This is a genomic window from Halovenus aranensis (assembly GCF_900100385.1).
GTDB lineage: Archaea > Halobacteriota > Halobacteria > Halobacteriales > Haloarculaceae > Halovenus > Halovenus aranensis.
This window is the reverse complement of record NZ_FNFC01000002.1, coordinates 144,458-168,629: the sequence shown is the minus strand read 5'-3', so window position 1 is coordinate 168,629 and position 24,172 is coordinate 144,458. Positions and strand designations below refer to the sequence as shown.

The 24,172-nt window shown below is 58.6% G+C and carries 25 protein-coding genes; 4 read left to right on the top strand and 21 right to left on the bottom strand.

Features of this window, described 5'->3' with window-relative positions; genetic code table 11:
* Positions 1 to 205: 205 nt before the first annotated feature.
* The 20 genes from BLR34_RS02710 to BLR34_RS02615 all read right to left on the bottom strand — a co-directional run bounded on the left by BLR34_RS02710 (position 206) and on the right by BLR34_RS02615 (position 20,932).
* Entirely contained in the window at positions 206 to 2,203 is a 1,998-nt protein-coding gene (locus tag BLR34_RS02710; protein WP_092699179.1) for a hypothetical protein, read from the bottom strand.
* Positions 2,196 to 3,827, bottom strand: coding sequence for a hypothetical protein (locus BLR34_RS02705; RefSeq protein ID WP_143414114.1), 1,632 nt, complete (start codon positions 3,825 to 3,827; stop codon positions 2,196 to 2,198). Before BLR34_RS02705 ends, BLR34_RS02710 begins: the two co-directional genes overlap by 8 nt.
* Positions 3,817 to 4,776, bottom strand: a complete 960-nt coding sequence (locus tag BLR34_RS02700) for a hypothetical protein (RefSeq protein ID WP_092699175.1) — start codon at positions 4,774 to 4,776, stop codon at positions 3,817 to 3,819. The genes BLR34_RS02705 and BLR34_RS02700 overlap by 11 nt, the downstream gene beginning before the upstream one ends.
* A complete protein-coding gene (locus BLR34_RS02695; RefSeq protein ID WP_092699173.1) occupies positions 4,773 to 5,120 on the bottom strand; it encodes a hypothetical protein in 348 nt (115 codons plus the stop codon). The genes BLR34_RS02700 and BLR34_RS02695 overlap by 4 nt, the downstream gene beginning before the upstream one ends.
* Positions 5,121 to 5,448: 328 nt before the next feature.
* A complete protein-coding gene (locus tag BLR34_RS02690; RefSeq protein WP_092699171.1) occupies positions 5,449 to 7,731 on the bottom strand; it encodes a TFIIB-type zinc ribbon-containing protein in 2,283 nt (760 codons plus the stop codon).
* A gap of 57 nt (positions 7,732 to 7,788) precedes the next feature.
* Positions 7,789 to 8,313: a hypothetical protein gene (locus BLR34_RS02685; RefSeq protein WP_092699169.1), complete on the bottom strand. Its 525-nt coding sequence runs from the start codon at positions 8,311 to 8,313 to the stop codon at positions 7,789 to 7,791.
* Between the two features lies 1 nt (position 8,314).
* Complete coding sequence (locus BLR34_RS02680) at positions 8,315 to 8,572, bottom strand: hypothetical protein (RefSeq protein WP_092699167.1); 258 nt, start codon at positions 8,570 to 8,572, stop codon at positions 8,315 to 8,317.
* Positions 8,569 to 8,784, bottom strand: coding sequence for a hypothetical protein (locus tag BLR34_RS02675; RefSeq protein ID WP_092699165.1), 216 nt, complete (start codon positions 8,782 to 8,784; stop codon positions 8,569 to 8,571). The genes BLR34_RS02680 and BLR34_RS02675 overlap by 4 nt, the downstream gene beginning before the upstream one ends.
* A 12-nt stretch (positions 8,785 to 8,796) precedes the next feature.
* Complete coding sequence (locus BLR34_RS02670) at positions 8,797 to 9,732, bottom strand: hypothetical protein (protein WP_092699163.1); 936 nt, start codon at positions 9,730 to 9,732, stop codon at positions 8,797 to 8,799.
* On the bottom strand, positions 9,729 to 9,983 hold the full coding sequence (locus tag BLR34_RS02665) for a hypothetical protein (RefSeq protein ID WP_143414113.1): 255 nt from the start codon (positions 9,981 to 9,983) through the stop codon (positions 9,729 to 9,731). Before BLR34_RS02665 ends, BLR34_RS02670 begins: the two co-directional genes overlap by 4 nt.
* Positions 9,984 to 9,988: 5 nt before the next feature.
* Positions 9,989 to 10,213 carry a hypothetical protein gene (locus tag BLR34_RS02660; RefSeq protein WP_092699159.1) on the bottom strand — a complete coding sequence of 75 codons (225 nt, stop codon included), beginning with the start codon at positions 10,211 to 10,213 and terminating at the stop codon, positions 9,989 to 9,991.
* Between the two features lie 2 nt (positions 10,214 to 10,215).
* Entirely contained in the window at positions 10,216 to 10,896 is a 681-nt protein-coding gene (locus BLR34_RS02655; protein ID WP_143414112.1) for a hypothetical protein, read from the bottom strand.
* Positions 10,897 to 10,985: 89 nt separating this feature from the next.
* Positions 10,986 to 11,258, bottom strand: a complete 273-nt coding sequence (locus tag BLR34_RS02650) for a hypothetical protein (protein ID WP_092699155.1) — start codon at positions 11,256 to 11,258, stop codon at positions 10,986 to 10,988.
* 1 nt (position 11,259) lies between these two features.
* Positions 11,260 to 12,363, bottom strand: a complete 1,104-nt coding sequence (locus BLR34_RS02645) for a hypothetical protein (RefSeq protein WP_092699153.1) — start codon at positions 12,361 to 12,363, stop codon at positions 11,260 to 11,262.
* A gap of 122 nt (positions 12,364 to 12,485) precedes the next feature.
* Complete coding sequence (locus tag BLR34_RS02640) at positions 12,486 to 13,265, bottom strand: hypothetical protein (RefSeq protein WP_092699151.1); 780 nt, start codon at positions 13,263 to 13,265, stop codon at positions 12,486 to 12,488.
* A gap of 11 nt (positions 13,266 to 13,276) precedes the next feature.
* Complete coding sequence (locus tag BLR34_RS02635; protein ID WP_092699149.1) at positions 13,277 to 14,920, bottom strand: S8 family serine peptidase; 1,644 nt, start codon at positions 14,918 to 14,920, stop codon at positions 13,277 to 13,279.
* Positions 14,921 to 14,925: 5 nt separating this feature from the next.
* Positions 14,926 to 18,501 carry a hypothetical protein gene (locus tag BLR34_RS02630; protein WP_143414111.1) on the bottom strand — a complete coding sequence of 1,192 codons (3,576 nt, stop codon included), beginning with the start codon at positions 18,499 to 18,501 and terminating at the stop codon, positions 14,926 to 14,928.
* A gap of 539 nt (positions 18,502 to 19,040) precedes the next feature.
* On the bottom strand, positions 19,041 to 19,421 hold the full coding sequence (locus tag BLR34_RS16835; RefSeq protein ID WP_176765214.1) for a DUF5658 family protein: 381 nt from the start codon (positions 19,419 to 19,421) through the stop codon (positions 19,041 to 19,043).
* Positions 19,422 to 19,592: 171 nt separating this feature from the next.
* Positions 19,593 to 20,384, bottom strand: coding sequence for a hypothetical protein (locus BLR34_RS02620; RefSeq protein ID WP_143414110.1), 792 nt, complete (start codon positions 20,382 to 20,384; stop codon positions 19,593 to 19,595).
* 263 nt (positions 20,385 to 20,647) lie between these two features.
* Positions 20,648 to 20,932, bottom strand: a complete 285-nt coding sequence (locus BLR34_RS02615; protein WP_092699141.1) for a hypothetical protein — start codon at positions 20,930 to 20,932, stop codon at positions 20,648 to 20,650.
* 139 nt (positions 20,933 to 21,071) lie between these two features.
* On the opposite strand from BLR34_RS02615, the gene BLR34_RS02610 reads away from it, so the two are divergent.
* From BLR34_RS02610 to BLR34_RS02600, 3 genes are all read left to right on the top strand, one after another.
* A complete protein-coding gene (locus tag BLR34_RS02610; protein WP_143414109.1) occupies positions 21,072 to 21,281 on the top strand; it encodes a hypothetical protein in 210 nt (69 codons plus the stop codon).
* Positions 21,278 to 21,556: a hypothetical protein gene (locus BLR34_RS02605; RefSeq protein WP_092699136.1), complete on the top strand. Its 279-nt coding sequence runs from the start codon at positions 21,278 to 21,280 to the stop codon at positions 21,554 to 21,556. Before BLR34_RS02610 ends, BLR34_RS02605 begins: the two co-directional genes overlap by 4 nt.
* 123 nt (positions 21,557 to 21,679) lie before the next feature.
* Positions 21,680 to 22,066, top strand: a complete 387-nt coding sequence (locus tag BLR34_RS02600) for a hypothetical protein (protein ID WP_143414108.1) — start codon at positions 21,680 to 21,682, stop codon at positions 22,064 to 22,066.
* Positions 22,067 to 22,232: 166 nt separating this feature from the next.
* On the opposite strand, the gene BLR34_RS02595 is transcribed toward BLR34_RS02600, so the two are convergent.
* Positions 22,233 to 23,477 carry an RNA-guided endonuclease InsQ/TnpB family protein gene (locus BLR34_RS02595; RefSeq protein ID WP_092699132.1) on the bottom strand — a complete coding sequence of 415 codons (1,245 nt, stop codon included), beginning with the start codon at positions 23,475 to 23,477 and terminating at the stop codon, positions 22,233 to 22,235.
* A gap of 130 nt (positions 23,478 to 23,607) precedes the next feature.
* Here BLR34_RS02595 and BLR34_RS02590 point away from each other — a divergent pair, with 130 nt between their 5' ends.
* Positions 23,608 to 23,817 (top strand): hypothetical protein, encoded by a 210-nt coding sequence (locus BLR34_RS02590; protein WP_092699130.1) that lies wholly within the window; start codon positions 23,608 to 23,610, stop codon positions 23,815 to 23,817.
* Positions 23,818 to 24,172 lie beyond the last annotated feature (355 nt).

The window sequence follows — 24,172 nt, the reverse complement described above, 5'->3', positions numbered from 1 at the left end:
GACGCACTGAAAGCAGACTGGAACGCGGAGTTGTAGTTCGGTCAACACAGGTGGTGTATCAGTAGTTGAAAGCACGATGATTCTATTCAGTAGATTTGCGAGGAGACGGTCTATCACTATTGCTTAGCTGAATAACTCAGCTGTATTTTCAACAACTGGTATACAGTACGGCAGGGAGACTACTTCGTCTACAGAGTCCTGATGGCTACGGGCCGGCCCGATTCTGCCCGGAAAGCGAAAGCCCGTCGGCACTCCACGGGTCGCCGGTCCGCTCCAGACGGTCGCCGTGGTCGATGAGGATGCCCAACTGCTCCCAGTGCTCGATTTGCGGCCGCCAGATTGACTCAGGGAACTCACTCATCATCTCTTCGAGCTCGTCTTTCGAGACCTGGCGGTCGCCGGGCTGTGTCTGGTAGCGGAGTTTTTTCCGGACGCGTTCGCGCAGTTCGTCGACGACATCCGCGTCGACCTGCCCGAGTTCGAGCAGGTCCTCGGCACGCTTCCGGCCGATGACTATCGGTGGGTCATCGCCATGCTGTGCTGCATCGGCCACGCGCAGTACGTCGTCGACGGTTGCGTCAACGTCTCGCCGGGAGACGCGATACTCACTCCCGACCTTCGCGACGAGATGGTAGTCCTCGTCAGCATCCGGGAGCGCATAACACTGGATGAGCGCGCCGCGTCCCCGTGGGTCAGCATCGCCAACCAGCGAGAGGCGGTGCGCTGCACGGTCGACAATCACGTACCCTGCGTGGACGACCGCTCCGAACAGTAGCGCCCCGGCGAGCGCCAGCACCGCGCTCCGGAGCAAGGCGTACAACAGCGCGAACGCGAACAGTCCAGCGCCGATGGTCGTCCCGCGACGGAACAGCGCGAGCCGGACTGCCTGTCGAGAGAGTGCCTCGGAGACGGCGGCGTGGACATCGTCCCACTGATCCCGCGCGACGTACGCGATACCACCACAGACGGCCAACACGACCGCTAGCAGCCCGACCTGAACCAGTGCGTCGGCCATGAACAGCGCCGCCAGAATCTCGACGGCTGCACCCTGGACGAATATCGCGGCCAGATACGCCGGGACGAGCGGGGCAGCCACGAGTGCGAGCCCCAACCCGACGTAGGTTGTCACGAGATAGCCGGCAACCAGGAGGTCCGGTCCCTCGTCCCAGTCAATCGTCGCCGCGTGTCGCATCCGAACCCGTAGGGACCGGAACGCCATCCGCAACAGGAGTGCGACGGTCCCGAGCGACAGCAGCCCACCGAGCCCTGCCCCGAGCGTCGGGAACGGGATGGTCACGACGATGAGGTCAACGTCGCCGATGAGTGCCCCGGTGGCGGTCGGGATGACGCCGGCGAGCCACACCGCGACGACAGCGCCGACGCTCACCAGCATGAGCGACGACCGGTCATGGCGGTACAACGTAGTGTCGATCTCGTCAGGGACTTCGCGGTCGAGCACAGCAATCCCGCCGGCGAGAAGGCCCAGTAAGACAGCCATCAGTAGATAGTTCTCGTACAGGATTGTGAACGCAAGAACACCGATAGCGAACAGGATGCCCGCGAGTTCGACCGCTCCGGGGAAGACAGCCAAGACGGAGATGACGCCGTCGACGGCACTCTCGGTCAGCGACACGGCATGGCCGACGAGCGCCCCGAGTCCGGGCCCGCCACCGCCACCAGCGTCCCGGGTGAGCTGGTCAACAATCCACTCGGTCGAGACGGCAAGCGCGCCCAGGACTGCGACGGCAATCGCCAACACGCCCACCCGAATCGTCGCCTGTGGGACCGTCGGTAGTGTTTGTTCGCTGGACTCGTACAGCGACCGTGCGACCTTCCGCGCTGCCTCCCTGACGGGCACCCGCTCTGGGTTATGCGCAACGGCAGCGTTCTCACGAGCTCGCTTCTCGACTCGGTCGAAGGCGTCGACGAGGTTCTCGCGGTAGTCGTCGACGTCGGCACTCCGAGGGATATGCAGGGTTTCGGGCGTCTGCTCGCGCATCGCACCCAGCAGCGCGCTCTTGTGTTCCGCGGCGTCTCCGTCGAGACCGGCGAATCGCGTCCGTCGGTAGGCCGCGAGCAGTGCGATAATGATGACCGCGACCGCAAACAGCGACAGCACGAACTGCCCCTGTGTTCGCTCAGGGACATTGAGGTCGGACGTTTGCAGGACAGTCCGGCCGGTCGTTGCGATGAAGCTATGCATCATGATTGTCTCGATGGTTCTGGAGGAACTCGTGTAGGTCGTCGTCTTGGTCGTACGCGCGGGTCGCGGCCTGGAAGTGCTGGGCCAGCTTGTCGGCGTGGGGGAACTGCTCGGTATCGCGAGCGAACTGCATCACCTGCAGGAGTTGCTCAAGCTGGAGTCGCACCTCGTCGACCTGGCCGTCGTCATCGGTCACCGGGTGGTCGCGGATTAGCTCCATGAACTCGACGAGGATCTCCCCTACACGCTCGTCATCCTCGAACGCCCACTCGGAGAAATCGAACTCCTCGACGAGCGAGCGTAGGTCCAGCGATGGCATCTCCCGGTCGATTGCCGCCGGGTCCACGTCGGCCTCACGCACGTCGAACTCACAGAGCCGGGCATCGTCCGGTGAGACGCCGGCCACGAGTTCGTCCCAGTCGGTGGCCGTCGGGTCGATCTCGCGGAGGTCATCGCGCTCGGCCAGTGTCTCACCCGGCCTCAGTTCTGCATCAAGATCAACAACACGTACCGGTGAACCGCCGTCCGCAGCCACCTTGTCGTCACTGTCGACCTGGAAGGCGTAACCGTCGTCGCCCATCGCGAGCAATTCCGTCTCTTTCAGACGCTCCGGCGCAAAGCCGTACACCAGCGTCAGCAACATCTCAAGTGGGTTCTCACCGAGTCCGGCTTTGCGTAGCTCGGCGGCCTCGTGGTCGGTGACCGAAGGGATGTCGTTCAACTCCCAGTTCGAGAGATTCGCCATCCGGCGCTCGAAGTCGAGTTGCTCCTGGCGTTCAGAGATATCGCCTTCCTCTTCTTCGAGTCCGCGGTACCGACGCACTTCGGCCCAGACCCGGCGGACGATGAGCAGGTCCGGGATTTTGAGCAGCCCGAGCAGGAACAGCCCGCCCACGGTCGTCGACATGATAATGACGCCAGCCGTGAAGCCACCGGAGAGTAGGTGGAACGGCGACCGACTCGTCAGATATGCGTTTATCATCCCCTGGATGACATCCTCGTTGGACTGCGGCTCGGAGAAGATGTGGCCGACCATATCCGAGTTGCGGATGTCAGTAACCGTCGCGTTGAACTCCTGCCAGCGCTGGGCGTCCTGCTGTGTCTGCTGGGCCTGCGCGCTGGAGAGGACCGTCACGTCCGCTTGGTCGTCGACGCGCACGATAGCCTCGAATCGCTCGACGCGCTCCTCGGTCGTCGTTTTGTTGCCCTGCGCGACGGTAACTGTCTCTGTCGTCTCCCAATACAGCCGGAACGAACCGGTTTCGCCGCCCGTGTCCAGCGTGTAGCGCCCCCACTCGTCATCAGCGGAGAGCGAGCCTGCACCAGTCACGAGGCCGAACGACTCGACGGCGTCCATCTCGAAGTTCTCCGGGGCGACGTGGATGGTCTCTCCCTCGACGATATAGACGGGGATACCGTCCTGTGACTGTCGTTGCACGTCGGTGTCGACGTAGTTGGGCTGTTCGACAATGAGGTCTGCCGCGCTGGCGGACTGGTTGTTGTCGACAGTCGACTGTGCTGCGGCCGGCGCGGTCGCGACGGCGACGCCGACGGCCAGCACGACCGCCACGAAGACGACTAGGCGCCAAGCAACCCGGCGTGTCGAAACAGCGTTAGTCATCATCGGGCGTCACCTCCTGCTCGACCTGATTCATCCGCGTCTGGAGTGCGGTATCCCCAACCGGCATATCGCCGTTCGTTGCCGTGTCGACGTTCGTTCGAGAGCGACTCGATGCCACTTCTATCCGTTCGTAGAACTCAAGGAACTCTTCCATCATCTCCTCCGTCGTCTTCGCACCGTTGTCTTTCGCGTTCTGGAGCTGTCGCCGCATCATCTCCATCTCGTCGCGAAGTTGCTGGACCTCTTCGCGCTCTTGCTCGATTGTCCGCTTGAGTTCCTCCGAGACTCCTTGTCGGATGAGTTCTGGTTCTGGCGCGTGGTGGGTCGCTTCACTCGCAGGATAGTCGCTCGCGAGCGCGGTCGTCTCCTGCGTGATGACATGTCCGAGGTCGGTACTCGCAAGCTGGACGAAAGCCGGATGCAACCGAATCCGGGCCGGGTCATCGGCGTCCGTCGTGTGGTTCGAGATGGTATCTGGTAGTCGCTCGTTTACTTCTTCGACTGTGTAGGGGCCGCGTGGCCGTCCCAGCCGGTCAAACCCCTTGTAGGGGACGAACGTCGGCGTCCCCTCGGTGTGGGCTTCGCCGACAAAGCGAACGGGGCCGTCCTCGGTCGACAGGACGAGCCAGTCGTATCCCGAGAGCAGTCCGAGGCGACGCTGGTCGGCGGCGTATGCGATGAGTGCCGTCCACAGCAGGAGCGGGACGCCCAGCCGGACGTAGCGATTGCCGGCGAGTTCGGGGTAGAGCGAACTCGTGTAGGTCAGTGCAATCGCGAGGCCGACGACGCCGAAGACGGTCCCGAAGGCGGCCTTTATCCAGTTGTTTCGGATACGCTCGGTGAGTGAGGTCTTGGAGTCGTCTTCGATGGTGTGCGGGTCAGAGATTTCGTCGAGGTCCTGGTTCGGCTGACCGACAAATCGCTTGTTAGTCGTCGTTGATGCCTGATTCATCGACGCTCACCTCTGTCGTCAGAAAGGCTATTCCCCCGTTCTATATCGGCGGGTCGTCTTTCTGCTCGGTGTTTGTCTCGCGTGTCGATACTATCGGGCATCTCGATGTCGAGCTGGTACTGGTCTGCAGAGCGGACAGTCACGTCGACGGGGAACGAGAAATCGGCTCGCTCTGGAAGCAAGACGATGGCCTGATCGGGAACCAGCAACGATGTGAACCTGTTGCCCGGTTCCAGCGGAAAGCCGATCTGCTGCGTGTAGGCTTTCTCGAAGTAGACCTGTGCTGCATCCCCGTTGGGGATGACGGTCCCCTCAGCGATGATTTGTGGTGTGGTGTTGTGCATGGAAGAATGAGTATAGTTGTTCTATAGCGATGCTGTAGGCTGGCTGTCTGCTGACTGCCGATAGAATATAGCTATACTGGAGGTGGGCGGTCGGCCAATGACCCGCGCGCGAAAATTTTGGGTGTGTCCGGAACTCGCTCGCCCAGCTCGAGGACAGTGCCTGCGAGACTATTCTTTCTCAGTGAACAATTGAATCGTGCGTGCGGATGATGCGCGCGAAGGGTAGTCACTAGACCGTAGCCGGGGTAAATCAGGTCGAAATGGTTGAAATGGTCGTTCCGTCTGTGGGTTTGTATGTCGTAATTGGTTGGATTTATTCCGACCATCGTCACCGCCCAGTCATATCTCGGTATTCGGTGCCGATCTTGGTGAGTCGCAGGTCTTGATAGGCTTTTGCGTCTCCTTCGGGCGTCTCGACAGTCGTCGACTTGAGGGACCCCTCGATGTGTTGTTTGAGCGCTGTGCCGAACTCTGTGAGTTTACTTCGGGAGTCGAAGTCCCAGCGGTCGTGGCCGTGGTCGGCTGCGAACTCGTTGAACGCGGCGTAGATGTGTTTCTTCGCCGTATTCGTTCCTGGCGCGCGAGTGAGGCACTCGTAAGCGAACGCTCGGACTGGGAACGTCTCTGGATCTGGCGCGGTGCCGCCACCGACTTGCTCGCCAAAGGGGTCTATCTCGAGTTCTGGTGGTACCTCATCTTGCCAGTGAACCGCGTCAGTCGATGCTGGCCGGCGGAGTTCCTCACAGCGGCCACCAGAGCCATCCAGCGACCGCTCGCCACACTCTGTGCAGGTGACGTAGTAACCATCCTCGCTCCGCTCGATAGCGTCGCTGTCGCACTCTGGGCACACTTCGAGGGGTGTGAAGTACTTGGCTCGGGCGTGCCAGCCAGTCCCGTCACGTTTCACGTCGAAGTGGTGATGTGACGGTGGCGTCACTTCGACTGGAGAGATAAACTCGATATCCCGATTTTCGATAGCTGGTTCTGCCTGCCCAACTACGCCAGCCTGCCCTGCCTTCGCCGTCATCGTCGACCAGAACGACCGCGTCCGGTTGTTCTGTGTCCACTCGAAAATGTCGTCGATGGTGTCCTTGTTCGCTGAGTAGACGACGTAGTGGTTGAACAGTTCGCGGATAGATTTCAGGAGGTCGTTCGGCTCCTGTGTATCTGCGACGACATGGATTCCGGCGTGTCGGTTCTGGCGCATGACCTTCATGCCGATCTGGCCGATTGCCTCTTGGACGGCCGCTTCACGAGCGTCGAACGACCGTCGACGAGTATGGGGCATCACTTCCCAGAGCTCTCGCATCACCAGCACAACCTCGGAGTCGGCATTGCTGTTCTCACGTTGTCGGTAGATGGAGTCGAGCAGATACGCGAACGTCATCAGCGCAGAGAGGTCGCTGTCACACAGCGATTGTGAAAAAATCGAGTACGTGTCCGTATCACTGAGGACAGCGTCCCAGTCGAGCGTGTGTTGGTCTGCAGCGGTGCGGATGAACCCTTCATTCTGGAGCGACCGCAACACGCCGATTGCTTTGCTCTTGTGCTTGTCCGAGAGTTCTTGGCGGCCGGCGATTTCGTCGGCGAGGTCTTTCAGCGACCAGTCGTCTTTCGCCTGCTCGATATCGTCGTACACTTCGCGGATGGTGGCCTCCTCGCTCTCGGAGAGACGAGACATGAGCAGCGACACCATCACCGGCTTTCGGAACGCCGAGGCTGGCACAGTGAACGGTCGCACGACGAACTCCTCGGCATCGACATCGAAGGGGAGTTGATGCTTGCTGAACCCCTGGGTTATCGGATGAAGAATCTCTATCTCCGGCGGTTCGTAGTCGTCGTGGTCAACGAACGAGGGCGGTAGGCCATGCTCTTCGCGAACGCGGCGAAGGTCATCCTGTTGCTGAGGCACGTCCGGCAGCCAGTTCTCTCCCTGCCGCATCCCGAGGATGTCACAGACTTTGTAGTCCCGACCAGGACGCTGTGAAGCGGCGAGATAGTCTTCGATGAATCGCTCGGTTCCAGTCGACTTGCCCAACCCAGTCCCGCCACAGACGAGCCACTTGAGCGTATCAACCTGCTTGTCAGTGACTAACTCCAGCGGGTCGCCGATATCCATCTCGCCGTCTTGGAGATGCTCACCCAGTTTCATTTCGAAGCCGACGGCGTCGGCGCGGCCTGCATACGCGTCGTGGACGATACCGGACTGCTCGGCAATCGCTGTCATCGAGCGAAGTGCGGCCTCCAAGCCGTCGACGTACCACTCCCGGCGCGACTGGCTCGCAGTCAGATACTCTGTCCGGAAGAAGCGAATGAACGACTCTTGCTCGTCGTACCAGCGAGCGAAGGTGGCAAAATTCCAATCCTCGTGGTCGGTAACTGCCTCGTCGAACGACAGCAGGTGGCGAGAGGTGTGGGCCTCAAGCAGTGGTCCCAACTCGCCCGCCAACTTCTGCGCGGCGAACTGGTACTTTTCCTGAGTGCCGTGTTCCAGGCATCGCGAACACTTCTCGATGAGTGCCTCGATGCGTTCCTCGCGGTCCCAGTACTGACGCTTTGACTCTTTGCTGACTGTGAAATCGACTTTCGTTCGGTGGTCGTCTGATGACATGATTGAATCTCGTTGGTGATTATCGACAGACTATAGCAGAATTATAACAAAGACGGGTTAGTCGTCAGCCGGCTCCTGATGCGACTGTCCCGATGCCCCCAGTTCGTCGGGGAGCGTGTTGTTCTGCGCGCAGTTGAGGATGCGACGATGCTGATACCAGCAGTCGACAACGCGCTCCCGGAACTCGTCTCGTGCATCGTGGATGACGACCGGTTCACCAGCATGGCTGTCGGCGTAGGTACGCATCGCCTCACGCGGGTCGTCAGCGACGCGAATCTGCCGTGGAAGCTCTCCCTTCTTGAGTGGACAGTACCGGTCGTTACAGAGACAGAGCGGTTCCTGTCGCTCTGTCCCGTCGTTGCCTAACCGCTCCGGTTGTGTGTATCGCGTGTGCTCATGCGAGATGTGTCTGCTCAGGAAGTCGAGAAAACCATCCCGGACGAGAACAACTTCGGCGAGACGGTCAGCCTCTCGCAGCCTCTCGTTCAGTTCGTATCGAACATCTTCGTCGAGGCTGTTCCGCTTGACCAGTCGCTCGACGTCACCACGAAGCCGCTCTAGTCCGTCGAGTTTGCGTTGCATCTTATCTCACCGCCTCCTCGATATTCGTCTCGAAAAACACGGTCCAGACCATCAACACAATCATCACGAAGCCGACAGTCACCAAGATCGGACTCCCGGTACCTAAGAAGATGAACGCTGTGAGAACGGCCACTGCAGAGAAGATGGCCCGCCGTGCAACCAGAATGCGTTGTAGTGCCCACTCCGTCCGCTCTGGATACCAGTACGCAATCCCGAGCGCGGCCAGAACCCCGACAACTGCCAGCAATATCGCACTCATGATGATCGCCCCGGCGTGACCGACGCGTTGAGTAGCCAGCGGTGAATCCGGCTGCCGACGATGTACACCAAGTACGTGAGTATCGCGATGATGACCGCGGCGACCGCCACCGTCAACAGCGTCGACGCGAACAGCGCACTCACGACGACAGCGATGATTGCCAGTGCTATCAGTACCCCTTTCGATGTGTTTGGTAGTTCTAACAAGCTCATGGTTATCTCCGTTCAGGACAGCAGGTCGTCAACCCAGTCGCGGGCACTCTCGACGGCTTCCTTCGGGATATCGAAAATTGCCTCGTCCAGCGAGGCACGCAACTGCGCGAGGAACCCACCCTCAGCCTTGAAGCGGACATCCGGCGGATTCTCAACCTGCGTCATCACGTAGACGACCGTCTCGCTGTCGGCCTCCTGCTCGAAGGAGCAGACAGGCGCGTCGCCGCCAGTCAGCGAGTCACAACTGGGGAGTGGCCGCCACTCTTTGCCGTTCGGGTCTGACGAGTTCGCGGCATCGTACTGGAGTGTGAGACTATCGCCATCGGGACGGATGCCGAACGTCGGTTCTTCCCGGCTAAGTTCGGTCATCGGGACGTACTCCCAGCCGTCGCTCTCAGGTGCAAGACTCGGCAGGTCGATGCCCGTCTGGTTCGACAGCCAAGACTGCGTGTACTCTCTGGCGTGGAACACCAGCGACGCCTGCTTTTTGATTTGGAAAACGCCACTCTCACGCCCCTCGAAGTGGACTTCAACAGCGGACGCGCCGTCGCCTGTTGGCTCCATCGACATCGTGAGGTCGCTGTCGATAGCATCAATCTCGTCTGGATGCGGGTGCCAGTAGCCCTCGGGAATGTGGATACGAACCGTCCGCTCGATGGACTCTTCGTGACTGAGTTTGAGATAGATGGTATCGAAATCCGTGTACTGGATGCCGTCGACGCCCACGTCGCTGCTCTGCTCGGCGACGGTGAACGTCATCTTCGGCGAAACGTGGTTGACCTGGACCAGCCCCTCCTCGTCGAACTGCTCGATAGTCGACTGGTCCGAGAGGCCCGTGTCGTCATCGAGTGTGACCACGCTACTGCCAGCGACGGCAAGCACGGCCACACTCGAGACAACAGTCAGCGCCGCGATGATGAACGCCAGTCGGCGATGTGTGCGAGTCATGGGACTGATAGTTCGTACAGGTTCGCGTTCCAGAGGTCAGTGACAACGGCGCGGATGGAATCGCTGACGAGCGTTGTGACGATGATACCGCCGAGAATCCAACCCAGCGGGCCTACAGCCGTGAGCAGCCCCGCGAAGGCGACAAACACGACGAGCAGGAGTGCCCGCCAGACCTGGAGTGCTGTACTGCCTGTCCAGAGTCGCCGGACCCAGCCGACGACGGACTTCGGAATCGGAGTCGGGACGTTCATTGCGATCACCGTGAGAGCAGCCAGTAGCCACCGCCGGCGATGACAGCGAAGCCGACACCCGCTGTCGGACTCACCACCAGCAGGACGGCGATGATGAGCAACACGATGAGCGCGACGGTGGCCATCAGCGCCGTCTCGCCAAGATTCGTCAGCGCCCTGGCTCGGGCGTTGGCGACATCGGTCACAGACTGTGCTACGCTCTCAACAGACTTAGTCAGCGTCCGGAGCATGGTTACAGCCCCTCCGTCGAGAACTCGCCGAGGAGGCTGCTCGTGATGTGTGTTCCCTCGGAGTTGCCGATTGTGTACCGGCCCGCCAGTCGTGACGCGTAGCCCGTCGAGATATCCTCGTTGGGCTTGATGAACTCTGCGTGAAGGTCGGCCAGCTCGTCGGCGGCGTTCTCGACAGCAATCCCGCGGATTGTCGCCGTGATATCCGGGTCGTCAACAGCGTCCGTCGAGAAGGTCGTGCCGGCGTACTCCTCAGCGCTCGTGTCGTAATCGGCTCGCACGTAGCGCGTCGTCTCCTCGTCGCCATGCTCGAACGTTATCGCCGCCGACTGGCGGTCAGCGCTCCCGAGGTCGCGGTCGTTAACCCACGACACCCAGTCCTGCTCGTGGTCGCAGTACTCTTCGACGATGTCGTCGACGTGGCCTTCTAGGCGCAGCGACGACGAGCCCGTTAATTCGTTGGACGCCCACGCGCGGACACCGGTCATCAGCCCGGTCACGTAGCCGAAGGTTGCCTCACTGTACGAGATTTCTTCGTCGGCGAACAGGCCCGACGGGCCGGAGTCTGCCGTGCCACGGCCAGCCAGAGCCGTCCCGCCAGCGGCGGCCGTCGCGACGGTCGCTACTCCGGCACCGGTCCGCCGAAGCACCTGTCGCCGTGTTGGATTGGTTTGCTGACTCATCGAGGGCAGGGTCGGGACTCGAACCCGACAAGCCACTGCTGTGGCTCACAACCAGTCCTGCAAGGTCGCTCTCCAGTTAGCTGCGGCCGCTACCGTCCGGGCAGCCAGACGAGGCGCTTTGGCCCACCGCCCGTCAGACTGAAAATCAGCATCTCTGTGTTCCAGAGAATGGTCGTGCTGACGAGCGACGCCGGCCCCGAGTCTTCGGAGAGGTCGTTGCGGCCGGTGATTAGCTGCCACGGGATGTCGACAAGCATCCAGATGAAGCCGACGAGCGTGACGATGCCCGAGATGAACGCGGCGATAGTCATGCCGTACAAGAGTGCGAGAATCCGCCAGAGTGCTTGGCTACGCTGTGCCATATTACGCCTCCGTCTCGCCTTTGAGCCGACGCCGCCGCACGGTGATGACGCCGATACCGCCGAGCAGCAGCGGCGAGAACGAGAACACCCACGTCAAGATGCCGAACTGGTCGCGGATGTCCGAACTACTGAGGCCGTCGTTGTACGCGCTCTCCACGTCCGACAGCGACATGTCGATACTGTCGCTGAGCGGGTCGGCTGACGAACTCTGGAGCGTCACTGTGTCACTGCTCCCATAGTCGTCGCCGATTTCGATGCGAAGGTCGCCGTTACCCTCGTAGACCGCGTACGTGTCGCTGGCGTCGACGATGTCGTCATTCCGCTCCGAATTGAAGACCGGAATTACCTCGTCGTCGGCCAGCACGCTCATACCGAGGACTGGCGTTCCGCTGTCGTCGTAACCGTCCGCGCTGTCCTCGAAAGCACTCGTCAGGTTATCATCGCCCGCGTTTTTGATGTGGACCGTTGTGGTGTTGCCGACCACGTCGCGGTCCTCCTCAATGTGGTAGTTGTTTTCCATCTCATCGTCATCGTCACTCAACGGGTTGAGTGAAGACAGCGTACTCATCGACAGGAGGCCGTCGTCGACCTCCTCAACGTCGACTGCAGAGTCGCTGTCATCCTCGATGTACATGACCGACCGCGATTCATCGAAGACGATGTCTACCTGGAACTCATTGGCCGTCGTCGCGATGTTGCCGTTCGAGTCCACCCCCCAGGTGGTGACGTTCACCGTCGTCGTCTGGTTGATCTGTCCCGGGAGCGTATCCAGCTCGGCCTGCGAGAGTCTGATCAAGTGGGACGCCGAAGCGCCGTCAACAGAGTCGTTCGAGTAGGTCGCGTGCTCCACCCCGTTGTGGGTGATGTTCATCTTGATGGTCGTGGTTCCATCAGTGCTGAAATCCGTCCCATCTGATGACACGGAATACTCGATGTAGTCGTTCTCTGAGGCGGTGAAGTTGTTGATGGTGTCGGTCCCGTCGCCGGCTAGCGTCACCGTAGTCGCTGCCGAGGCTGCCATCGGACCAGCCGTGATGACTGCCCCGACAGCTAGCAACACGACGAAAAGCTGTGCTATCCGTGCGTCTGGTAGGTACTGTCTCATTGATGTTTGAGAACTGCAAGTAGTGAGCGGACGATACAACGGCCACCGACATCGAAACCGGTGGTGGGACCGGTGGCGGCGGCGGGTTCTGGAGTGTGTAGTATGGCAGTGACATTGATGAGTTATCGAAGGTTCTCGGCACGGTCAGACCAGCCACGAATGCCGATTCGTCGCCACACGCGCATCGTGAGGTAGTCGATGTTGACGCGGATTGGGAGCGGGCCGTCGGCCTGGAGGAACAGTTTCTCGTTCCACCAGCCACCGCGAGCGCCGTGGTCCGAGTGCATCGTCCATGGTTCCTCAAACGCCTCCACAGCACCGCGCTCGTACAGGCCGTTATCGACGAGATACGACCGGCGGGCGTGCCAGTCTGTCAGCCCAAAGAACGCGCCCGAATCGGGTCGCGCAAGCACGTAGTTGTGCCACGGCGAGACGACAGTCAACGAGACGTGTGTCTCTGTGTCAGTCCGCTGTGCTGACAGCGGCGCTGCCGAGCCAGAGACAGCGGCCGCGTTCCAGTGCCAGCCCGTGAAAATGACTTCGTCGACCGTGCCAGCGTCCTCGTCGACGAACACGTACACTGGCTCGGTATCGTAGAGGTGGCTGTCCAGCCCGGTGAGTCCTTCTTGATGCGAGTATCGCGTAACGTAGCAACACGCCGTTGTGTCGTACTCGTCCGAGCGCGCCACCCACGCGAGCTGGTTGCGAAGGTTCGGCCTTGTTTCGCCGTCAACGAGCAGGCGTGGCTGGAACTGTTCGAGAGTTGCCTGCTCGAAGCTGGTGTCAACATGGCTGTACTCGCTGTCGATGTCATCCAAATCCGCCGCACTGGCACTCTCGACAACGACGGTCGCGCCACCCGCGGCTGCGAGGGACTGCAAGTATTGGCGTCGCGTTGGCATTGTATCCTCCCTCAGAAGAGTCCAGCGAGGAAGCCACCCTGTGCGTCACTCAGCCGCTCGTAGGCTGTGTCACGGGTCTGTGCCTCGTCTGTCCGGATCGTCTCCTGCGTGTCGGCAGTCGCGGTCCCGTTGATTGCACGGTCTACGTCCGGGTAGCCCGCGCCTGCCTCGTGAACGCCCGCCTGTTCGAGTCGTTGCGCGTGGTCCTGCATGTGGGCAACGAGGTCGTCGGCCCCGACGCTCGTCTCGGCTAAAACAAGGCCCGCCGCTCCGACAACACACGGCGTTGCCATCGACGTGCCAGAGAGCGCCTTGAACGACGTGTCACCGGCGGAGTCCGCAACGAGGGCGTCCAGTTTCATTCCTGGGCCAGCCAGATCGGGGTCACTGCCTTCTGTCGCGCCGCCTGAGAGGTCGCGCGTGCCGGGGTCAGGACCGATGTTCGAGAAGTACGCGATTTCGATGTCGCTGGGTTGACTGGCGATGGTTCCGGCGGCGATGGCGGCCGCGTCGCCGGCGTCGGCAGGCGAGGCGACCCACGTCTGGCGCGTTCGGGCGTTACCCGCAGCGATAAACGGGACGACGCCACTCCCAGCTGCGTACGAGATGGCCCGGTCGAGTTCGACGCTCCACACGGGTGAGCCGAGCGACATGCAGAGCAGGTCCGCGCCCTGGTCTGCCGCGTACGTGACCGCGCGGGCGATATTGTCCGTGTTGCCGCTTCCATCATCACCGAGCGCCTTGATGACGAGCAAATCACAGCCCGGCAGGTAGCCCGTGTACTCCTCCATCACTCCGTTTCCGGGGTCCGCTGCGATAGTCGAAGCGACGTGTGAGCCGTGCCCAGCGCCGTCGGCGACCGCGTCGACACCCCCCTCGGCCACCGTCGTGTCCGAGATAGCGTTCCAGCTCGCGTCGAGGATGGTGGTGCCGCCGAAGACCGCGCCGCCAGCGGTGTTCGCACCGGTGTCGATGACCGCCACGGTCACGTTGCCGGTCGCTGCGCCCTGGACCAAGGAGTCCGGTGCGTTCGTCGACTGGCGGGCCGCTCGGAGCGAGCCTTTGGAGGCATCCTCACTGAATGCAACGCCGTTGCCTTTGTCCAGCGGGGAGACGTTATCGAAACCAAGTGCCACCCGCTCCAGTCGGCTGACTGGGACAGATGCATCATCGTCGAGGTCGACAGGCTCTGGCCGCGAGAGTTCCGTTCGGATGTCGATATCTCGCTCCGTATCTACCCACTCCTGGTCGCTCAGCGATGGCGACGAGAAGACACGGGAGACAACATCGGACAGCGGCATGATGATAGTCGCTGTCTCCGTCGCCGTATCGACCGACACGAGCGTGCGGTCGTCGGACTCGTCAACCCACGCCTGAATGTCTGACTCCGAGCCGGAGAACGGCACGTGCATCGAGACGCGATTATCGGAGTGTAACAGCGTTTCATCGCGAGCGGAGAGTCCGCCAAAGAGGTCGATGTTCTCGGCCGCCAGTGGAGAGAGTGATACCGTGTTCAGCCACGCTGATTCAAGGCCAAACGGGAGTGTAGCGGCCGTTGCGGCCGTCCCCGCGCCGAGCATGAACTCGCGACGGGTCTGTTCCTCGTCGAACTGTACGTCTGTCTCGGTGTCAGTGTTGTCAATGTTATCGGTCATGTCTGTCACACAAACCACCTCCGGCGGATGAACGGGAGTGCAAGGACGGCTGGTATCAGTGCGAACGGCGACGGGAAGCTCTGAATTTGCAGGTCAATCCAGTGCTGTGCGCGGTCAAGTACTCCAGGGTCAGGCTCCAGCGACACGTCTACCTTCCCCGTATCATCCGAGTAGGTCAAGACCAAGCCGTCCTCCTTGAGATACTCCCCGAACGGATTTCCGGCGTGCGGGACTGCATCCCCATTCCGCCAGACAAGCGTGTCGTCGGCGAGGTTCTTGTGCAAGTAGACGGTGACATGCTTCGAGACGCTCACGCGCTCGTCGCCAGCCACAACGTCGACGCTGATGGTTTCAGCGCTCACTTGGTTCAGCGTTCGGACGTGCAGGCCAGAGATGTCCGTGTCCGCCGCCACGACCTCGATGTTGGCCTTATTCTGGGCGGGCAATTCCTCAATGTTCACCTCGCGAACACCATCACCGGCCATTCCGATGGTCCCGCTCGGCCCGCGGTCGAACTGGATTGTCGGCGCGGGCGTACCGCCTCCGTCACCAACTGCCTGTAGCTGGAAGTCGTGCGTGAAGTTGTGCCCACTCGTGGACTGGTACACCACTTCTATCCAGTGCGCTCCCGTCCCGTTCATCGAGACAAGTGCAGCATCCTCAACACGGTCAACCTCTGCATTCGTCGGGTTCCCGTTCGGGCCGTAGGCACTCACGTCCACGATGCGCTCGTACCGACTCTTGTCAGCCACGAGGTTGACGCGGACCTGGTCATCAGCCGCCGGGCGGAGCGTCGAGAGGTCAACCGACGAGAGTGACGGGATATCGCCACTGAATGCCGGGTTCTGAACCGAGTTCTCGCTTTCTTTCGGTGCACCACCGGCGACTGTCTCGACGCGCACGTCGGCAATTGCCATATCGTCCGGGATAGGCACGTCCTCAATGGAGACGACGTCCGCATCTCCGAACAGTCCCGAGCCGGAGATAGACCAGTACTCATCCGAGAGACGGCTGCTCCCCTGGATTGGCTCGGACGTAACTGGGTCGCCCGTCTCCGGGTTTGTTATCTGCCGGGCGTTCGTGCTGTCTGCCCAGTCAATCCAGACCGTCGTGCTGTCGGCAGCGACTTCCGAGGGGAAGTGGAATTCGCCCGAGTAAAGGCCATCCGTTATCTCGCTCGTGTCATCAGGGCTGGAGACGGTTTCCTCGAGTGCCGAAATCGTCGATTCGAGCGCGGATATCCGCTGGAGGAGGTCCTCCGGCGGTTCGTTGCTCGGGTCCTCTGGGAAGATGTTCCCCAGCTCGGCGATGGCCTTGTTGAGTTCGTCGATATTCTCGATGTTTGTGTTGAGGTCAAGTTCGCCGAGAATCTGCCGCAGTTCCTCTTCGCTGAGTTGCCCCTGCTGGTTTTTCAGACGCTCTATCAACGACTCCATCTCGTCAATTCGACTCGTCATTTCCTCGCGGTCTTTGAGTAAGTCCTGTAAGAACGAGTCCAGTTGCCCCAGACTGTCAATCTCATCAAGCGGCACGTCCAGTTCCGAGAACAGCGAGTCGAGATGGTCGTTCAAGAACTCCTCGTACTGTGAGTTGACAATCTCGTTGTAGATACCGGGATTGATGAACGAGTCCGCAGCCACGCGTGTCGTCTCAATATCTGCGTTCTCACCGACCGAGAGTTCGACGGGCTCGCGTGGCGCGTAGATTTTCTCATCAAGGAGTGAGTTCTCGAAGTTCGACTGGTTCATCTCAGATTTGATGTCGGATAACGATACCTCCGTTGAGTTCACCACATCGCTGATGTTCCGGATGTCCTCTGGATTCTCAATATCCTGCCCCTTCGCGACCAGGTCGTCGATGGTCGATTCTAACTGCGACTCAATTTGTGTGATGGCTTCCGAGCGGAGGTTCTGGATGTATGCTTGGACGGATGTGTCGGCGTTCTCGATATCTTGCACGTCGAGCAAGTTCTTCGGCCCCTTCCAAGCAGTGACACCGACAGTCTTTGTCGACGACGGAAGGTCCGCACTCCAGCGGCCGTTTTCGTCGGCCTGCACGGTCGTCGTGTTGAGAATGCCAGCGTTTGATAAGTTCTCCAGTTTCTTTGCCTTGTCAAGCAACTCTCCCTGTTTGTCTTTTAGGTCGTGGAAGTAGCCAGGATACAGCTCTTCAACATCTGGGTCGCCGGCTTTGACGATGTACGCAGCCGATGAGTCCTCAACACTCACCTCGTAGAATCCCTCGGAGAAGGTGAACGACCGAACAGGAACCTCTTCTGTGCCCGTCGTAATGCCAACAGGTTCGCTTACATCGACGGACTGCACGTCAGATTTAATTGGAAGACCCGTAGTTCCCATGTCCTCACCACTCGGCCCGAGCTGTGTGATGTCGACTTTGCCGTCGACCGGCGAGCCGACGACATCCTCCGAGGCGAAGTCTTCGAAGAGGTTGTCGAGAAAGCCAGTGCTCTGCTGTGTCGGGTCCCACAGGCTCAGTATAACCTCCTCGTCGGCTGGAACCGTGACCATCGGGTTTTCGAGATCTGGTCGTTCGCCCGCGATGAACTTGTCAGTCAGTGATGAGTCACCGCGGATACCCCAGTCTTCAGGACTGTGAATCAGTGGGTACGTCGCTTCCGAATTGGCATTGGCAACATCTTCGAAGACGCTCAAGTCTGCGTCAAAATTGATGTCCCACGAGCGCGCGTCTTCGAGGATATTTTCAGCTTTCTGCTTGGCTTCCTCCGGTGAAGAGATATCGCTGAAATAGTTCTCGATTTCAACGTGGTCTAAGCCGACGATCTCGACAGTGGCATTCGGGAGCGGCGACGGGTCAACGCAATTGAGATCGTCTGGCGAGCAGGCGAGAACTTGACCCCCGACATCGCCGTTTGCCAGCGTAAAATCAACGTTTGATGCGGGTACGGACACCTTCTTGGTATTTTCATCAACTAAACTCTGAGCGGTTATCTCAACATCTGAACTAGTAGCTGACGTATTGAGAGGAAGGGTATATGAGCCATCTTGGTCGGTTGCAATCTCTGAGCTAGCACCAATAACAGTTGCTCCAGAAATTGCATTTCCATCAGTGTCTGTGACAGTTCCAGTTACAAAGGGGCCGGTGGTGAGTTTGTGGATTTTGTTGTTGTTCGTGGACGCGAATATAGACTCACCATTGTCATCTGCTTCAATTGAGTTAATGCCTTTTGATGAGATGTTAAGCGAGTGGATAATATTCCCATTCCAATCAAGCTGAGTGACTACACCGTTATCACCTGCTGCATAAATATAATCATCAGTGACGGCAACATCGTGAACGTAAGTACCCCACTCCTGAGTGACTTCTAGCGTAAGAGTGTTTTTATCGAATATTCTTACACCATCATTAGTTGCAGTGACAACTTTATTGCTGTATACTAGTCCATCCTGATGATCGTTTGTTTGTGATGTTGTCCGCTTCTCAGTTTCAAGTGCTGTATCATACACGGATATCGAGTTACCCTCAAATACAAATACTTCATTCTCAGCGTACTCAATACCAAGTGTAAATGTTCCCCATGATATACTTTTCTTTTTTGTCAAATCACTTCGTGAGCGTAGTTCAATGACATAGTTACCGTTGTATCCGCCGGTAAATATGGTAGAGTCGTTAAGTGCGATATCTTGATAGCCAGTTGACGTAATTGTATCTGAGATATTGCTTTTTGGCGCTTTGCCAAGCTTGTTTGAGACTTTCGCAGTCCCACTGCCGGTATAGACATAACTTCCAGCAGTTTTAATTATATCCCATTTTTGAGAAGATTTTTGTAGATTCGTCATCGTACTTGCATCGATAACTGTAGAGCCAGAATTTGTTCCGACTCCGTACACTTTACCGTTAGATGTTGCTAAATCAAGGAACGGCCCGTTCGTACCGTCGTAAACGTCGATAACGGCTAACTTGTTTTCAGAGGACTGTGTCAGGGAATTACTAGATGAAGACACCGAATATGATGGATTTGTGTCCGCACCACGAACGATCGCCAAAAATGGAGCAACCTGTAAGCCGACAATAATGACAATTGCCAACGCAACAGGTGCGACGGTACTACTGTTTTTATCGTCTAATAGCGTTTGTCTGATCATTGGAACATCACGTTCGGATTCGGGATGTCAACAATTGTTGGGACACCAAGTAGCTCAGCTACCACAGACACGTTCCAGACCACAATCCAAGCCCCTCGGCTTGCTATCAGTGTCGGCAGCAAGAGTCGGTAGCTACCAGTCCCATCGGTGAACACATTATCCAATCGATGGTAGGCAACCCAGATGATAGCAAGAGCCACAGCAAACAACAGCTTGTGTAGTGCCAGTCCTGCGATACCAAACTGGCTATAAAACCATCCGGCAGGTTGTGCAGACTCGTAGCCACCGAGAGTTAAGACAACTGCAGTGGTGACAGTATCAAGTATGCAAAAAATCACTAGAACGACGGTCCAAAACTCTCGTTCGAAAGAATGCATGGGTTGTTGTGATTGACGTGACGTCTTTTTGAGCGCGCTATGCGGCTGGCAATAGTCAGGCCAGGAAACCGTGAAAGCGGTCACGGGCCCGACGAGCGCAGCGGGACTTGAGCCCGCCCGAACGATCTGGACGTTCAGGTTAGCACACGATACTAACAACTCGATACAGGGTCAGGCTGGGAACGAACCCACATCCGCTTCGGGATCGCACACGCGCCGCGTCATCTCGATAAACGTCGCGAGGGCATCCTGTGCGGTCGACTGGTTTGGGTCGCGATACAGCCGCTCTGCGTAGGTGAGTGCGCCGTCAACGAGCGAGTATCGCAACTCTGACTGCGCGAGATAGTTGTGGACGGCGAGCAGCCAGACATCCTCGTCGATCTCATCGGGAACGTCCGTACTCGTACTCTCGCCCCAGTTAATCCAGCCTGTCTCAGGGTTGATGCGGCGGCGGTGACGATGCTGTCGGTACTCGATGACTCGGAGTGTTCGGTCTTCGAGAATCGACTCGTCGCAGTCGTCGGCCGTACACTCGAGTCGGAGTGGGGCCACACGCTGGAGATGGTCATTGTCGCATGCTGGGCACGTGTCTGGCGTTCCATCGCGCGCGACGCCCAGCTCGCGACGACTCTCTTTGGGGAGGTACAGACACGGCTCGGACAGTTCGATTTCGCGGTCGTGTCGGTCGAGTGTGCGGCCACAGACCACGTCGACCACGTCCGAGAGGTACTGGTAGGCGAGGTACTGTGCTGGGTCGGTTCCCGAGGTCTCGACGTGACCCTGCTCGTCGTCGTTGTCCTGGTCGAGCGAGCCCCAGTAATTGTCGCGAGCATAGGGCGACTCTGTTGTGGCTGTCGAGTGTTGTGACTCTGAGTGTGACATGGCTGAAGAGACGGATGACTGCTCGGGTGCATCCGCGGCGTCGGCCACCCCACGACCAGCCAGCGACCCTGGGTAGGTCACGGCCTTCCAGCACCCTGGGCGGTGGGGTGTTCCCTCAGCGGGACGCGACACCGCGTGGTTGTCTGTATAATGACGCTCTGCGGTAGTAAAAGCGGATGACCTCCTCTCCAGCTAAAGCCGTGGGGAGTCAGCGGAACCCGTGTGTGAACTATCGGCACCGGCGAAACTAACCGTTGGGGTTCCCGTCCGGCAGTCTCCGGTAGTTAGTGACACGGATCTTACGCGATGCACGCCCGGATTCTCTCGCTGAATCAAGATAGAAATCAATCAGACAGTTTGTCTCTCCCTTTTTCAGTTATAATATAGTACGCACGGTGAGTTCTTCCAGATGGCAGACTGACGAGTTCTCTCTCTTCCAATTTCTCGGGATCAACACGGTCACAAAGCCCCTCCTCGACAAATTCATCTAAATAGTTGTCGACGCTAGAGTAGCCAAACGTAATATTGTAGTGGAGTCGTAAGTTGCGGTAAATCGCCCGAGGTGGCAGCGCTAAATCGTATTCAGCGAGAAATTGAAGAACCTGCTGCTGCCTATCCTCTTTCGCCATGTTCCGTGTATTATGAGGCTTCGGTATAGTTTCGTCGGACGGACTTTTATTAGAACAGATGTTGTATTTTAGATACTCCTGTCTATTTTTTACTATACTAATGGCAAATTTGATACTCTATCAGCTCATTGTCTTACTCATGGGACAGGCACACACCAAAACGCTCGCTGCCAAGCGCGTCATTCCAATCGTGAAAAACCTCAGTTCGATTTTCACTATCACTGGGACAGCCAACGCGACCGTGTTGGGAACGGACCGACTGCCAATCACTCTAACTTCGAGAACAGGGTTCCTCGCTGGCTGTGACGACTGCCAGCCGCACCGGCAGTCCGCGGAGGGATTGTCGTGACTATCCTCCACACTGTCCGACAGCGCGTACGGGCATTCTTTGAGGAGGACACGGTGCCCGAGTCACCCGGTGGCGACGCACCAGCATCCCCGCAGACCCTGCGCGAACTCAACGAGATTCGTCAGCTCGCCAGTTCGATCAAACTCCGCGAGCCAGAGGAGAGTTCACAGTATCGGACCGCCGCCGAGATTCGAAGTCAAGCGTTTATCGGCGAGGTTGCCGAAGCTGCCGAGACAGAGCAAGACCACGAACACCCGACGGAGGTACAGTCATGAGGAGCCGGTCCTGCAAGCTATGTCCCAGTATCGAAACTTACAGCCGTGTGAACCGAAGTCAGACGGTTCACAAGTCAGGCACTGCCATCCAGATACGGCACGCTACCAATGGAGGAGAGTCCAGTGGCAACTAACTCAGAGTCGCCGTACGTCATCGAGCGCGGGCCAGGGTACGAGACGACAGTGACACTGTCCGAGTATCGCCTTCGAATCTCTGGCGCGACGACAAAGCCAGAGTGGGATGTCGCGGATGATTATTCGGTCGTTGACGGCGATAGTCCAGGATTCCGCATTGTTGAGGGACAGCCAGACAAGCAGAAGCCTCTGGCTTGCTACAAGTGTCGCAACGGTCGTCGCGAAATCTGCGTGAGTGCAACAATTGTTCACCGCCTTCTTCCTGTTGAAGGCGACGACCGCGTCGTTGTCTACGACCGCGATGATGAGGCTGGATTACGTGTCGTCCCGGCACAGAGGGACCCGTATCAACCAGAAAGTAGCGACCGTGTCTGATCAAATTGCTCTGTTGAAATCCTGATTAGACGTTGCCTCGGACGTAGTGGCTTGCAACGCTCAGTATGGAAGTACCCGGGGATCTGCATGGCTAGAATTCAGTGCTGGCTAAATTAGCATTCCTAGCATGCACTGGGAATGGGTGTGGGGGTAAGCTAACCCACGGCTAAAGCCGTGGGCTTTCAGCGTGGACTCCCGCTCTGGCCGAATCCTCGACAGGAGGTTCATACTCTCCGTTTGCGTTCAACGTCCCGCTGTTCAAGCGCACGCCTACGGGTGCGCCTCCACCGGAGCCAGTTTGGTTCCGGCGGAGATACCGCAGTCCGATATTTTTCGCGGCGTTGTAGTCGGCGTGGTTCTCGTACTCGCATTTCAGGCACTCGAAAGATTCGTTTTCACGATTGTCCGGGTGCGTGAACCCACAATGTGAACACCGCCGAGACGTGTTCTCAGGGTCAACCTGTTCTACGTCGATGCCGCACGCTTCGGCTTTGTATTCGACGTATTCGTACAGGCGGTTGAATGCCCACTTGTGTCCCCACGACGCACCAGTGCGCTCACGAATGTTGGTCAAGTCCTCGAACGCTATCACCGAACACTCGTGGTCACGGGCTTCAGCTACCAGCTCGTTCGAGATACGGTGGAGCGTCATCTTGAACCGACCATCCTCTTTGCGTCCGACCGCCTGCATATTCTCGTGCGCCCACCGTGTTCCGCACTCTTGGAAGTCGCCACGCCGCTTCTCGTATTCGCGCCGCCAGTGGTCGAACTCGTCGCCAGTCCAGAACGTGCCAGTCGAGGCAACTGCAAGATTGTTCACGCCGAGGTCAACCCCGAGAACCGTTCCGTTCTCAGGTGTTGCCTGTTGGGGCGTGTCAGACTCCACATCCTTCTTGCAGTGGATGTGAAGCATCCAGTTGCCGTTGCTGTAGTGTAGCTCCGCCCCTGTCGTCTCGTATTCGTCCGAGAAGAAGTATTCTGCGTGGGGTGTGTCTCGCTCATTGTCGGGGAGCACGTAGTCGGCTTCAATACGACCGTCAACGGTCGCCAGCGACACGTACTCGTCGTGGAATGTGGCAGTGCGGTGGTCGTAGACGACGTGTGGACTGGTGAAGTACGGCATCGACGCTTTCTTGCCTTGTTTCCACTTCTTGACCACGCTCTTACAGGCTTCGGCGGCTTTGTTTCGGGCAGCTTGGACGTGGTTGCTGTGCAACGCTGTCTCGTCGCGCACGTCCTCGTAGGTGTCGTCGTGGAGCGTGGTTTTGCTTGTGGTGACATATTCGCCTTGGAAAGCGTGGCGTGTCACGTAGTTAGCCGCCCACAGAAACTCGTCTACGGTGTCTCGGAGAAGTGCAGTGTCGTCACTGCCCACGTCGAGTTTCACGGGGACAGTTCGCCGCTCCTCCATACATCATATGTAGGTTTTGGGATTGAAAAGCGTTGGGGGAGTCGGCCTTGTCGTGGCTAGTGGTTAGAGATATGGAGCTTACGCGCTTCCTCCCACCCGTGAACGGGTGGGTTTCCGCGCTGTTACCGCTATGATCCACTCAGACCCACTGACGCGACTGTATCCAGTCGGGCTGGTGGTTGCAGACATAGTGTTCGGAACAGCGCTGTACGAGGCCGGTATCACCGGTGCTGCAGTCCTGATGTGGCTCGCCGCCGTCGCTGCGTGTCTCGGACTGATTACTACCAGTGGGTCAATCGGGAGTAACGTCGGTGGCCAGGCAGCCCCAGATAATCGATAGTCGTGCAGGGTACTGCCCGGCATTGCACAGCATGCAAGCAGACCCTTACAAGAAGCACGACCGATGATGGTCACTGCGTTGTCTCTGACTACAACATTATACCACTCACGTGATATGATTCAACTTGGCCACGCTCTCTCAGAACGACTGAATCACGGCCCAAACGCGCTGAAATGATATTGAGGTCTGTAGCAAAGCAACGTCCGAGTGGAGAGTCTCACGAAGTCCTGTCTGAGATGGTGGCCGTGGCGTCGGCGTCGGTATGGTTAGTCCTCGCGGGTTGGTCTGAACGCCTTCGGGTGTCCAATGGGCCACCTGGGATGGCTTCAATCCCTCACGGGTTCGTCTGGAACTC